A 12,664-nucleotide genomic window follows, 5' to 3' on the forward strand; every position below is an offset into this window, starting at 1 on the left:
ATCGATGACGTCCGGCCTGGTGATCATTCCGGCGCGGCGCGCGCATTCCAATCACGCCGAGATCGCGCGCAGCATCGGCATCGACATCATCTCCGGCCGTCACGCCGAGGGTGCGCGGCTGCCCGGTGATGCCGAGCTCACCGCAAGCTTCGGTGTCTCGCGTCCGGTGCTGCGCGAGAGCATCAAGACGCTGGTGGCCAAAGGCCTGCTCACGACCAAGGCGCGGGTCGGCACCGTGGTGCGCGGCCGCGGCGCCTGGAACATGTTCGATGCCGATGTGCTGGCTTGGCATCTCGACGTCGGAATCGACAAGCAGTTCCTCGGCGATCTCGCCGAGATCAGACTGGCGATCGAGCCGCGCGCCGCCGCGCTGGCCGCGTTGCGCCGGTCCGAGGCCGACATCGCGGAGCTGCGCCGCTGCGTCGAGACCATGCGGCGCGAGCCCTCCGATTCTGATGCCTTCACGGATGGGGATCTGGCGCTGCACATCGCGGTCGCCAATGCGTCCGGCAATCCGTTCATGCGTTCCGTGGACGGCGTGATCGAGGCCGCGTTGCGCGCCTCGTTCGTCGTCAGTGCGCCGGTCGATCCCGATGACCGCGAGACGGTGCTGACCTGGCACCAGCGTATCGTCGATGCGATCGCCGATGGTCGTGCCGTCGACGCCGCCACCGCTATGACCGGCGCCATCTTCCACGGCATCCGCCGCCACGGCGCGACGGTGGTCGATCCTGCTTCGTACGACAGCAAGGGTGCTGCCGCCAAATCCGAGCCGTGAGGACCTGTTGTGAGCGAAGCGCTCCGCATCGCCATCGTCGGTTTCGGCGCGATCGCGCAGCGCCAGCACGTGCCGGCGATCGCGAAGACCGCAGGCGCAGCGCTCGTCGCCGTCGTCGATCCCGTCAATTCGCCGGCGGACCAGCCGCATTTCCGCGACCTCGAAGAGCTGCTGCGTGACGGTCCCGAGATCGATGCGGTCGCGCTGTGCACGCCGCCGCAGGTGCGTCGCGCCCAGGCCGCCACTGCGCTTGCGGCGGGCAAGCATGTGTTGCTGGAAAAGCCGCCGGGCGCCACCGTCAGCGAACTCGCGCCGCTGATCGCGGCCGCGCATGAGGCGGGACGGACGCTGTTTGCGGCCTGGCATTCGCGTTACGCGCCCGCCGTCGAGCCGGCGCGGCATTTGCTGGCCGGCCGCAACATCGCCAAGGTGACGATCATCTGGAAGGAAGACGTGCGGGTCTGGCATCCGGGCCAGGCCTGGATCTTCGAGGCCGGTGGTTTTGGCGTGTTCGATCCCGGCATCAACGCGCTGTCGGTGTTGACCCGCATCCTGCTGCAGCCGGTGTTTGCCCGAAAGGCGGAATTGATGTTCCCGTCCAACCGGCAGGCGCCGATCGCGGCGGAACTCGAATTGTCTGACGCGAACGGCACGCCTGTTCATGCCGAGTTCGATTTCCGCCAGGCCGGTCCGCCGAGCTGGGAGATCGTGTGCGAGACCAATGCGGGACCGGTGGCGCTGTTGAAGGGCGGGCGGCAATTGCTCGATGGCGGCCGGCTGGTCGTCGACGCCGAGAAGGATGAATATCCCGCGCTCTATCGCCACTTCCTCGCACTGACTGCGGACGGCGGATCCGACGTCGATCTGGCGCCCTTGCAGCTCGTCGCCGACAGCTTCATGCTGGGACGTCGGCGCCTCGTCGAGGCGTTTGAGGACTGATCATGACCAAAGCCACCATCGATCGCGCGCCCTTTGGCAAAATGCCCGACGGCACCGTGGTCGAGCGCGTGACGCTGCGCGGCCTGGGCGGCTTCGAGGCCGTCATTCTTCCGTTCGGGGCGACGATGCAGGCGCTGTTGACGCCCGACCGCGAGGGGCATTGCGACGACATCGTGCTCGGCCACGACGATTTCGACGGCTATCTCGCGCAGCGCAAATTCTTCGGCGCGACCATCGGGCGCTACGCCAACCGGATCGCCGGCGCGCGTTTCATGCTCGACGGCGCGGCAGTGGCGCTCGATGCCAACAACGGCCCCAATGCGCTGCATGGCGGGCCGCATGGATTCGACCGCAGGCTCTGGCAGATCGCCGAGCTCACCGACAGTCCGGGGCCGACACTGGTGCTGGAGCGTGAGAGCCCGGATGGCGAGGAAGGCTATCCCGGCAACCTCGCGACGCGCGTGACCTATCGCGTCCGCAGCGCAACCGAGCTCTCGGTGACGTATGAGGCGACCACCGATCGCCCGACATTCCTGAACCTGACCAACCATAGTTTCTTCAATCTCGACGGCGCGCGTTCGGGCACCCAGATCCTCGATCACCGGCTGACGATCGCTTCCGATCATTTCCTCGCGGTCGACGCGACCGCGATCCCGCTGCCCCAGCCGCCGCGCGCCGTCGACGGCACGCCGTTCGATTTCCGCAGGCCAATCGCGATCGGCGCGCGCATCAGGATGAACGACGAGCAGCTCCGGCTCGGCCGCGGCTACGACCATAATTTCTGTCTGGCCGCTGGTACCGGCCTGCACTTCGCCGCGCGCCTGGAGTCGCCGCGCAGCGGCCGGGTGCTGGAGCTGTTCACCGATCAGCCGGGATTGCAGTTCTACTCCGGCAACTTCCTCGACGGCTCCACGGCCGGCAAGGGCGGCCGGCTGTACCGGCAGTCGGATGCGCTGTGCCTCGAGCCGCATGCCTGGCCCGATACGCCGAACCGGCCGGACTTTCCGTCGGCGCGGCTCGATCCCGGGCAGATCTACCGGCGCACCATCGTCTATCGCTTCTCCACGCTGTGAGCATTGCAATGACTGTGTCGATCGAAGACGTGCCGACATCCGTGCTGTCGGCCGAACGTTGCCATCTCGGCGAGGGCCCGACCTACGACGCCACAACCGACACGGCGTGGTGGTTCGACATCCGCGAGCGGCGCCTGTTCGAGCATCGCTTTGCGGAGGGACGGACCGTCATCCATGCGCTGCCCAACAAGGCGAGTGCGCTGGCGCGGATCGATGATGCGCGGCAGCTGATCCTCACCGAGAACGGGCTTTATGTCCGGGACGTCGCCACCGGTCGCCTGGAGTTGTTCGCCGCGCTGGAAGCCGACAATGCCGCGACGCGCTCCAACGATGCGCGGGTGCATCCGTCCGGCACGTTCTGGCTCGGCACCATGGGGAAGCGCGCGGAGAAAGGCGCGGGCGCGATCTACGCGCTGCATCGTGGGCGGATCACGCGGCTCTATCCTGACATCACGATCCCGAATGCGATCTGCTTTTCGCCCGCCGGCGACATCGGCTATTTCGCCGATACCGAGATCAACGTGCTGTATCGTGTGCCGCTCGATCCATCGACCGGATTGCCGGTCGGCGAGCACGCTGCGCTGATCAGGCACGAGGGCGTCGGCGGCATCGACGGCGCGGTGGTCGATGCCGACGGGCTGATCTGGAACGCGCGATGGGGCGGCGGCTGCATCGACGTCTACGATCCCGCGGGCCGTCATCTGCGCTCGCTGCGGGTGCCGGCGACGCAATCGAGCTGCCCGGCCTTTGTCGGCCGCGATTTCTCGCGCGTGCTGGTGACATCGGCCTGGCAGGACATGGACGAGACGCAGCGCGCTGCCGATCCGGAGCATGGCAAGACGTTTCTGCTCGACGCCGCGGCGCGCGGCCGCGCCGAGGCGGACGTCAAACTGTCCTGACATCAGCCGCCTTGTTGACGCGACCTGATCATTTGTACGATAGTACAAATATGGTCCGCAGACCCGCCAAGAACGAGCCAAAGGCCGAACTCAAGGCCGTCAGCAGCCGCAAGCCGAACATGCGCGAGGCGATTCTCGCTGCGGCCGAGGAATTGTTCTCGACCTACGGCTTCAACGCGGTGTCGGTGCGCGACATCGCACAGGCCGCCGGCGCCAATCCCGGCAGCGTGACCTACCACTTCAAGACCAAGGACGGCCTGCTGCTGGAGATCTACCGGCGGCATTGCGGTCCGATGAACCTGCGGCGCTCCGAACTACTGGCGGCTGCGCGACGCGTGCGCGACTTGCAGGACCGGCTGGAGGCGGTCGTGCGTGCCTATGTGTTGCCGGCCTTCACGTCGGGCAGCGATCTCGCCGGCGGCGGCACCCGCTTCACGCGGCTGCGCGCGATCATGTCGGCCGAGGGCAACGAGGTGGTGCGCAAGATCATCGCGCAGACCTTCGACGACACCAGCCACGCCTTCGTCGACGCGATCCATGAAAGCCTGCCGCATATCCCGCGCACCGACATCGTCTGGCGCAGCCACTTCCTGCTCGGCGCGCTCTATTACACGCTGGTGACGCCGGAGCGCGTTTCCCGCCTGTCGCGCGGCAGTGCCGACGGCACCGATGCGGGCCAGGCGATCGAGGAACTGGTTCACGCCACCGTCGCCTCGCTGCAGGCCGCGCCGCTCGATCCGGCGACGCCGCTGCGGCGCAGGGCCCCGGTCGCAGCCAAGAGCGAAAGCTAACCTCAACCTGCCGGGTGCGCTGACATGGAAAAACTCAAGCTGCGGACCGTGCTCGGCAACCATCCGCACGTCGCGGCGGTCAAGTCCGGCGAGCTGCGCTCCGACCTGTTCGATCTCGACTTTGCCGAGTTCACGCCGACCCACACCGCATTCAAGCCGATGGTCCGCGAGCAGGCGTTCGACGTCTGCGAGATGGCGATCGTGACCTATCTGATGGCCAAAGCGCACGGCAAGCCGATAGTGCTGCTGCCGGCGGCGATGCTCGGCCGCTTCCAGCACGGCCATGCGCTTTACCGCGCGGATCGCGGCGCGCTCGCGCCCGCCGATCTCGCCGGCAAGCGGGTCGGCATCCGCTCGTTCACCACCACCACGGGCGCCTGGATGCGCGGCATCCTCGCCAATGATTACGGTGTCGATCTCGACAGCATCGATTGGATCACCTTCGAGGAGGCGCACGTCGCCGAGTATGTCGACCGGACCACGCGCGCGCCTGCCGGGAAGACCATCATCCAGATGCTGAAGGACGGCGAGCTCGACGCGGTGCTCGGCGAAACCTCGAGCGATCCCGCGCTGAAACCGTTGCTGGCCGATCCGGCCGGAGAGGCCGCGCGCTGGCATCAGCGGCATGGCGTCGTGCCGGTCAATCATCTGGTGGTGGTCAGCGGGCAACTCGCGGCATCGCGGCCCGATGTGGTGCGAGGGCTCTATGAGCTGCTCAAGCGCAATAAGGCGAGCGCGGGCTCGCCCGGCACGCCTGACGTCGTGCCGTTCGGCGTCGAGGCGAACCGCAAGTCTCTGCAAATGATCGTCGACTATTGCGTCCAGCAGGCGCTGATCCCCCGGCGCGTCGCGGTGGAGGAGCTGTTCGACGACACAACACGGGAACTGAATTGATGACAATCTCGAACGATCCGCGGCAATGGCAGATCGGCATGCTCGGCTATGGCGAAGTCGGTCGCATCCTCGCCGAGGACCTGCGCAAGCAGGGCGCCAAGGTCTCCGCTTACGACATCAAGCTCGGGGGCGAGCAGGGCGCGCCGTTGCGCAAGCATGCGGCGGAGATTGGCGTCGAGCTGATGCGATCCCACGCCGACCTTGCCGCGCAAGCCGATTTCATCGTCTCCGCGGTGACCGCGAGCCAGGACGTGCCGGTGGCCGACGCCTGCGCGCCCGCGATCAGGAATGGCGCCTGGTTCCTCGACTTCAATTCGGCATCACCCGGCGCCAAGCGCCGTGCCGCCGCTCGGATCGACGGCGCCGGCGGCCGCTATGTCGAGGGCGCGGTGATGACCTCGCTGCCGCCATACCGGATCAAGGTGCCGTTGCTGCTTGGCGGCGCCGGCGCGCGGGAATTGGCGCCGCTGCTGGTGACATTGGGCTTCGCCGCCAAAGTGGCGAGCGACGAGCTCGGCGTCTCCTCGGCGGTCAAGATGTGCCGCAGCATCATGATCAAGGGCCTGGAGGCGATGGTGATCGAGAGTTTTACCACCGCGCGCGCCTATGGCGTCGAGGACGCGGTGCTGGCTTCGCTGAAGGAAACCTTCCCCACCATCGACTGGGAAAAGCAGGGCGCCTATTTCTTCCAGCGCGTGATCGAGCACGGCCGGCGGCGCGCCGAGGAAGTGCGCGAGGTGGCGGAGACCGTGCGCGAGGCCGGGCTTGCGCCCTGGTCGGCATCCGGCACCGCGGAGCGGCAGGCCTGGATCGCCGATCTTGCCGATGAGGGCGTGTTCGGGACCAAGGGAACGGCGGACTTCGCCCGCAGCGCGGACTGGCGCACCGAGGCCGACCGGATCCTGGCGCGGATCAAATCCTGACCGGTCCGTACGCGGCGCATCCGCCGCGTTCCCTGTAGCCGCGCGATGCGCTATTGCTCCGGGAACGTTTTTCCTGGAGGCACTCTCATGAGATTTTCCGGCAAGGTGGTCGCCATCACCGGCGCAGCGCGGGGCATCGGCAAGGCTTGCGCGGAGCGCTTTCTCGCCGACGGCGCCAAGGTCGTCATCTCCGACGTCGATGGCGCGGCGCTGACGAAAACGGCCGGCGGGCTCGGTCATGCCGACAGGCTGCGCACGGTCGAGGCCGATGTCAGCAAGCGCGCCGATGTCGACCGGATCGTGGCCGCGGCGGTGAAGGAATTCGGTCGGCTCGACGTCATGGTCAACAATGCCGGCGTGGCGCGCAACCGCGATTTCCTCGAGATCAGCGAGGCCGAGTTCGACGACGTGATGGGGATCAACCTCAAGGGCGCCTTCTTCGGCGTCCAGGCCGCGGCGCGCCAGATGATTGCCCAGGGTGGCGGCGGCGTGGTGGTCAACATGTCCTCGGTCAACGCGCTGCTCGCGATCCCCTCGCTTGCGACCTATGCGATGTCCAAGGGCGCGATGAAGCAGCTCACCTCGGTTGCCGCAGTGGCGCTGGCGCCGCACGGCATCCGCGTCGTGGCGGTCGGGCCGGGCACCATCCTGACCGAGATGGTGGCAACGGCGATCTTCTCCTCCGAGGAGGCGCGGCGCAGCGTGCTGTCGCGCACGCCGGCCGGCCGCTGCGGCGAGCCGAGCGAGGTCGCCTCCGTCGTCGCCTTCCTCGCCAGCGACGATGCGTCCTACGTCACCGGCCAGACCATCTATCCCGACGGCGGCCGGCTGATTTTGAATTACACGGTACCGGTCAGCGAGAAGGGGTAGCCGGGCGCGATAGCCTGCCGTTGCAGGGCGCGCTGCCAAAACATCGAAAACAACCCCATGCAAAGGAGCCCGACGGCTGCCGGCGTTCGACACGGCAACTTGACACGTCGGGCAAATCAGCGATATTATTCCATTATTCAGAAATATAGCGGCGGCGTCCTCGTCCTCGACTGTCATCGCCCGGCCCGTGCGCAGTTGCGCACATGGACCGGGCGACACAGTACGCCGCGGCCCATCGGCTCAAGTACCGCTGCCTCTGGAATGCTGGATCACCCGCTTTCGCCTGCGCGGCTGACGACCCCGGATGGCTACCGCCCCTTGAACTCCGGCTTGCGCTTTTCCATGAAGGCGCGGCGGCCCTCGCGGAAATCCTCGCTGTCCATGCAGTCGCTGCCGATCTGCTTGATCGCGGCCATGTCGCGATCGGCGGGGTCCTTCAGCACCTGCGCGATGGTGATCTTGGCGGCCTTGATTGCGAGCGGCGCGTTGCCCGAGATGGTGCGTGCGATCTCCATGGTCGCATCCCACAGCGCGGCGTCCGGCAGGACGCGATCGACCAGGCCGATCCGCAGCGCCTCGGCAGAATCGATCCGCATCCCCGTATACATGATCAGCCGCGCCCAGGACGGCCCGACCAGCGAAACCAGATTGCGCAGGCCGTCATAGCCGTAGGCGATGCCGAGCTTGGCGGCGGGGATGCCGAACTGGCTGCTGTCACCTGCGATGCGCATGTCGGCGAGCATCGCGACCTGCATGCCGCCGCCGAGGCAGAAGCCGCGGATGCAGGCGATCGTCGGCTTCGGGTAGTTGGCGAGCAACGCGCGCTGGGCCTCGCTGCGCCTGGAATATTCCTCGGACGCCTCGGCGTTGTGCCTGGTCTTCTCGAACTGGCTGATGTCGGCGCCCGATACGAAGGCCTTGTCGCCGGCGCCGACCAGGATCACGACGCGGACATCGCCGTCGTCGCGCAATGTGGTCAGCGCCTCGCCAAAGCCTTCCCACATCTCCAGCGACATCGCGTTGCGCTTGTCCGGATTGTTGAAGGTGACGACGCCGACGCCGTCGGCGACGCTGTACAGGATCTTGCCGTCGGCGAGCGATTTTTGCGGAATGTTGAGCATGCGAAAGTCCAGTCTGCTTCAGGAATCGAGGAACGGGCCGAAATTGGCGCGAGCATAGGCAGGCCGAGCCTGCAGTCTGCCCCACCATTCGGTGACGCGAGGATGCCGGTTCGTCGTCACCTCGTCGGGCGCGATTTCTTCATCGATGCGCTTGACGAAGGGCGCGGCGGCGATGTCGGCGATCGAATAGCTCGCGCCGACCAGCCAGCCGGAAGTTGCCAGTGCCGCTTCCATCTTGTCGAGCAATTGAACGAGTTTCGCGCGCGCGGCATCGCGTTCTTGCTCGGTGTAGGGCTTGCGCGCCGCGCGCAGCCAGGCCTCCTGGCGCTCTTTGCTCGGAATGCTCTTCAGCTTCGCCGCCAGTTCCTCGTCCGACCATTGCGCCGCGACCTTCGCGAGATGGTGACGCCAGTTGAAGATGATCAAATTTCCGATCAGTGCGTCGATATGGCGGACCCAGTTGCGCATCTCGGCGCGCTCGAAGGGCGTGTCGGGCCGCAGCGGTGGGTCGGGGAAGGTTTCATCGAGATACTCGCAGATCGTGCCGCTTTCATGCAGCGGCCGATCATCGTGGATGATGGTCGGGATCACGCCGAGCGGATTGATCTTCAGATAGTCGGGCGAGTGATGCTCCATTCGGCCCATATCGACGACGTGGCCCTCATAAGCCAGCCCTTTTTCCTCGAGGCACAGCCGCACGCGGCGCGAGGCGCTGGATCGCCAGCCGTGGTGAAGAATGATCATGGGCGCGGTTCCCAAACCTTGTTCTTGTTGTTGCATTTCGAGCCTTCGCCACCGGCGGCGAAGTTTAGCCGAAGCCTCGGGCGAGTCATCCGCCGCCGACACGTACCGTGCGATGGATCGTTGCCTGATATTTCTCCCGGTAGTTGTACGGCTCGCGAAATAAACTTATGAGTAAAGGTTGGGCAATACACTGCAGCGCCCGCCTTGTATGCAGATTTAGCATTTTTTAGCTTTTCGACGGTACAACCGTACGTACCTGAGCGCCAGGACCATTCCCGCGCCGCGCAGGGGCGCGTATCGCAGCCCGTCCTTCTGCAATCGCGCCGGTAACGGACGTCCTCACCACCCGACCGGCAAGGGAAGCCGGTCAATCCAGACCTCCGTGCACTCTTCATCGCGTCAAGCGAGGGTCGTGTTGTGTCTGTCGAAAAGTTCCTCAAGCAGCGCGGCGTCAAGGTCACGGTTGACGGCAGCTACACGCTGCCGAACTGGTACGATGCGCAGGGCCGCCTGCGCACCTTCGCCTGCCGCACCACACGCGTCTCGCCGTTCCGCATGATCGTGGACGTCCCTGTCGTCGGCAAGATCGGCGACCGCCTGACGTCGTATTTCGAGGAGTTCGGCAAGTTCGAGGGTTGCATCACCGACACCATGAACCGCAGCTTCCTGGTCGAACTCGAGATGACGCAGGCGATGCGCGAGAAGTTCGCCGACAAGCTGACCTGGATCGAGAAGAAGCAGAAGGACCCGAGCGTCCTCGAGACCCGCAACAGTCCACGCTTCATTCCCGCGGCGCCGCACGCCATGCTGACGCTGGCGGACGGCAGCATGCAGAGCTGCTTCATCATCGACATGTCGCTGTCGGGCGCCGCGGTGTCGTCGGCGGTGCAGCCGCCGATCGGCATGCCGCTGGCGATCGGCGCCTGCGTCGGGCGCGTGGTCCGGCATCTGCCGAACGGCTTCGCCATCAAGTTCGTCGAGGCCTACAAGCAGAACGACCTCGGCCGCCTGATCGTGCGCAAGACCAAGGAGGTCCAGGCGGCACCCGCCGATGCGGAGCCGGTCGCCTGACGGAAGGCCATCGACCATGCCAGGACAGGAGCGACGTCTATCCCCGCGCGTGAGATTCGAGCAGCCGATGCCCACGCAGATGATGGCGATCGACGGCACCTGGCGCCGTGAGTGCACCCTGGAGAATGTCTCCGAGAACGGCGCGAAGCTCACCGTCGGAGCCTCGATCGAAGGCTTGCAGCTGAACGAATTCTTCCTGCTGCTGTCCTCCAAGGGACTTGCCTACCGGCGCTGCAAGCTCGCCTGGGTCAATGGCGACCAGATCGGCGTCACCTTCCTGCGGCGCGGCAAAAAGGCGGGGCCGCAAGCGAAGGAGCGACAGGCCTGATCGCTGTCGTGTTCTAGAGCCTCGTTCCGATGGAATCGGAACGGGGCTCCAGGTTTTTGTTTTGACGCGTTTTCTTCACGCGAACCGGCTTCCACTTCGCTCGAAAGCGCTCTAGCCCACGGCGTCGAGTTCTGCCGGATCCTGTGCCGCCCGCACGCGCGAGGCGATGTCGTCCGGCAACGCCGGACCGGACGCCGCGAGCGCGATTTCCCTGGCGAGGTTGGTGCACTCGCCCCATAGCAGGAAGAACACCAGCGGCGGCCGTTCGTGCGCCTCGAGCATCTGGGCGCAGCGCTCCGTGGCGCCGTCGATCGCCCACCACTGGCGCGCCACGACCATGACCTTGCGGAAGCTGCGCAACGTGCCGGAGAATTTTTGCGGGTCGGCACCCGCGATGGCGCCGCAATGGTTCAGCCAGTTCAGCGCGGCGTAGATCGCGATCCCGTAATCCTCGATCGCCAAGCCCGTGAAATCGACGACGGTGTTGTCGTGCGCGCGCTGTCGCAGGAAGGCGTCGATCATCTCCGCCTGTCGCGACGGATCGGCGAGCAGCGCTGTATCCTGCCGCGGCAGCATCGGGATGTAGCGCATCGCTTCGAGCCGCGTATGCTCCCAGATCGCGCGGATGTCGCCCAACAGGTCGCTGGGCTTGCGCTTGCAGGCCGGATAGATCAGCACGCCGGTGTCGGCGAGGTCGAGATAGCGCGGCACCACCTTGTCCAGCGCGGCGAGAAATGCCAGGGGATCGCTCAGGCCGCGCAAATCGGTGGCGGCGTCTTCCGCGGCTGCAGGCTTGTTGACGCGTGTCCAGCCGAATGCGGCCATGCCGGGGCGCCCCGATCTCAACCCGTCCGTCAGGTTAGATAAAAAATGCACCAAATCAAATGCGTCATTTGCGGCGAGGCGGCAGGTCGCGGCGCAGGCGCGCCTGGGAGGGCCGGTTGACGGAGGCAATCGCCGCGCCTAGCTCATGGTTAATGAGCTCGCGGCGTTGCTTTGCCGCCGATGCCGTCGGAAAGTTATCGCCATGACCGTGCCGGATCGCCAGTCGCATTGGCAGACCGTCTACCTGACCAAAGGTGAAGGGCAGGTGAGCTGGTCGCAAGCCAGCCCACAGCCGTCGCTGCGCCTGATCGAATCCGTCGCAGGCGGCCGCGACGTCTCCATCATCGATGTCGGCGGCGGGGCGTCTCGCCTGGTCGATGCGCTGCTCGCGCGCGGCTACCGCGATGTGACCGTGCTCGACCTCTCCGAGGCCGCGCTCGCAAGCGCGCGGGAGCGTCTCGCCGCTGCGGGCAAAGGTGTGCGCTGGATCGCCGGCGATGCGACCGTCTGGCAGCCGCCGCGCACCTTCGACGTCTGGCACGATCGCGCGGCGTTTCACTTCCTGGTCGAGGAGCATGATCGCGCGGCCTATCTCGACCGGCTCCATTACGGCCTCAGGCCGGGCGGCCACGCCATCATCGGCACTTTTGCGCCCGACGGTCCGGACAAGTGCAGCGGGCTGGCGGTGCAGCGCTATGATGCCGCGGCACTCAGCCGGACCGTCGGTCCGGGCTTCGCGTTGATCGCGCATGAGCCGCATCACCATGTCACGCCCTGGGGGGCGGCGCAGTCGTTCGAGTTCAGCGTGCTGCGGCGGATGTAAGACAGCGAGGAGATCGCCTATGACGGATCATGCGACTGACGCGCCACGGACGATCGGCGAGATCGCGAGCTACCACGCCCATGTCTATTACGATCCCGCCACCAGCCGCGGCGAGGCGGAGCGGCTGCGGGACTGGATCGGCGAACGCTTCCTGGTCACGCTCGGGCGCTGGCACGACGTCAAGGTCGGCCCGCATGACCAGGCGATGTACCAGGTCGCGTTCGCGGCCGAGCTGTTTCCGAGCTTCGTGCCGTGGCTGATGCTGAACCATGGCGGCCTCAGCATCCTGGTCCATCCCAACACCACCAATCCGCGCCGCGACCATCGCGACGATCCGCTCTGGATCGGGACGCCGCTCGCGGTGCATGCCGACAAGGTGCCTGAAGAGGCCGAGCTGGAGCATGCTCCGGCGCCGAACACGACGCCGACGCTGCGTCCCTGAACCTCGCCAAGTGCCGGGAGCCAGGTGCCGGGATCAAGTAAAATTTGAAGCAATTTCACTGCAACCAAGTCGTTTCAAACTCATCGCGTTTTGCAACGTGAGGTTAAATCACAGTTCTTACGCTCACCTGACAGTTTGTGTCG

General features: G+C 66.1%; 15 protein-coding genes. 12 read left to right on the forward strand and 3 right to left on the reverse strand.

Annotated features, from left to right (window positions below):
* Nucleotides 1–4: 4 nt before the first annotated feature.
* The 8 genes from IC762_RS08095 (at nt 5) to IC762_RS08130 (ending at nt 7,167) form a co-directional block, all read left to right on the forward strand.
* Nucleotides 5–778 carry a FadR/GntR family transcriptional regulator gene (locus IC762_RS08095; protein WP_195788292.1) on the forward strand — a complete coding sequence of 258 codons (774 nt, stop codon included), beginning with the start codon at nt 5–7 and terminating at the stop codon, nt 776–778.
* Nucleotides 779–787: 9 nt separating this feature from the next.
* The gene (locus tag IC762_RS08100; RefSeq protein ID WP_195788293.1) at nt 788–1,717 is read left to right on the forward strand and encodes a Gfo/Idh/MocA family protein; all 930 of its coding nucleotides are present in this window, start codon (nt 788–790) and stop codon (nt 1,715–1,717) included.
* A gap of 2 nt (nt 1,718–1,719) precedes the next feature.
* Entirely contained in the window at nt 1,720–2,790 is a 1,071-nt protein-coding gene (locus tag IC762_RS08105; RefSeq protein WP_195788294.1) for an aldose epimerase family protein, read from the forward strand.
* A gap of 20 nt (nt 2,791–2,810) precedes the next feature.
* On the forward strand, nt 2,811–3,689 hold the full coding sequence (locus IC762_RS08110) for an SMP-30/gluconolactonase/LRE family protein (protein WP_195790042.1): 879 nt from the start codon (nt 2,811–2,813) through the stop codon (nt 3,687–3,689).
* A gap of 50 nt (nt 3,690–3,739) precedes the next feature.
* Nucleotides 3,740–4,480 carry a TetR/AcrR family transcriptional regulator gene (locus IC762_RS08115; protein WP_195788295.1) on the forward strand — a complete coding sequence of 247 codons (741 nt, stop codon included), beginning with the start codon at nt 3,740–3,742 and terminating at the stop codon, nt 4,478–4,480.
* 24 nt (nt 4,481–4,504) lie between these two features.
* Nucleotides 4,505–5,374, forward strand: a complete 870-nt coding sequence (locus tag IC762_RS08120; RefSeq protein ID WP_195788296.1) for an ABC transporter substrate-binding protein — start codon at nt 4,505–4,507, stop codon at nt 5,372–5,374.
* Nucleotides 5,374–6,297 (forward strand): DUF1932 domain-containing protein, encoded by a 924-nt coding sequence (locus IC762_RS08125; protein ID WP_195788297.1) that lies wholly within the window; start codon nt 5,374–5,376, stop codon nt 6,295–6,297. The genes IC762_RS08120 and IC762_RS08125 overlap by 1 nt, the downstream gene beginning before the upstream one ends.
* Nucleotides 6,298–6,384: 87 nt before the next feature.
* A complete protein-coding gene (locus IC762_RS08130) occupies nt 6,385–7,167 on the forward strand; it encodes an SDR family NAD(P)-dependent oxidoreductase (protein ID WP_195788298.1) in 783 nt (260 codons plus the stop codon).
* Nucleotides 7,168–7,475: 308 nt separating this feature from the next.
* On the opposite strand, the gene IC762_RS08135 is transcribed toward IC762_RS08130, so the two are convergent.
* Together IC762_RS08135 and IC762_RS08140 are read right to left on the reverse strand one after the other, a co-directional pair.
* Nucleotides 7,476–8,288, reverse strand: a complete 813-nt coding sequence (locus IC762_RS08135; RefSeq protein ID WP_195788299.1) for an enoyl-CoA hydratase — start codon at nt 8,286–8,288, stop codon at nt 7,476–7,478.
* Between the two features lie 18 nt (nt 8,289–8,306).
* Nucleotides 8,307–9,134, reverse strand: coding sequence for a glutathione S-transferase family protein (locus tag IC762_RS08140; protein WP_210338424.1), 828 nt, complete (start codon nt 9,132–9,134; stop codon nt 8,307–8,309).
* Between the two features lie 315 nt (nt 9,135–9,449).
* On the opposite strand from IC762_RS08140, the gene IC762_RS08145 reads away from it, so the two are divergent.
* Together IC762_RS08145 and IC762_RS08150 are read left to right on the forward strand one after the other, a co-directional pair.
* Nucleotides 9,450–10,103: a PilZ domain-containing protein gene (locus IC762_RS08145; RefSeq protein WP_195788300.1), complete on the forward strand. Its 654-nt coding sequence runs from the start codon at nt 9,450–9,452 to the stop codon at nt 10,101–10,103.
* A gap of 67 nt (nt 10,104–10,170) precedes the next feature.
* Nucleotides 10,171–10,431 carry a PilZ domain-containing protein gene (locus tag IC762_RS08150; protein ID WP_246801469.1) on the forward strand — a complete coding sequence of 87 codons (261 nt, stop codon included), beginning with the start codon at nt 10,171–10,173 and terminating at the stop codon, nt 10,429–10,431.
* A gap of 111 nt (nt 10,432–10,542) precedes the next feature.
* Here IC762_RS08150 and IC762_RS08155 read toward each other — a convergent pair whose 3' ends face one another.
* On the reverse strand, nt 10,543–11,256 hold the full coding sequence (locus tag IC762_RS08155; protein ID WP_195788302.1) for a hypothetical protein: 714 nt from the start codon (nt 11,254–11,256) through the stop codon (nt 10,543–10,545).
* Between the two features lie 202 nt (nt 11,257–11,458).
* Here IC762_RS08155 and IC762_RS08160 point away from each other — a divergent pair, with 202 nt between their 5' ends.
* Entirely contained in the window at nt 11,459–12,079 is a 621-nt protein-coding gene (locus tag IC762_RS08160; protein WP_195788303.1) for a class I SAM-dependent methyltransferase, read from the forward strand.
* A 19-nt stretch (nt 12,080–12,098) separates the two neighbouring features.
* A complete protein-coding gene (locus IC762_RS08165; RefSeq protein ID WP_195788304.1) occupies nt 12,099–12,521 on the forward strand; it encodes a DOPA 4,5-dioxygenase family protein in 423 nt (140 codons plus the stop codon).
* Nucleotides 12,522–12,664 lie beyond the last annotated feature (143 nt).

The sequence above is a fragment of the Bradyrhizobium genosp. L genome (assembly GCF_015624485.1).
Lineage (GTDB): Bacteria > Pseudomonadota > Alphaproteobacteria > Rhizobiales > Xanthobacteraceae > Bradyrhizobium.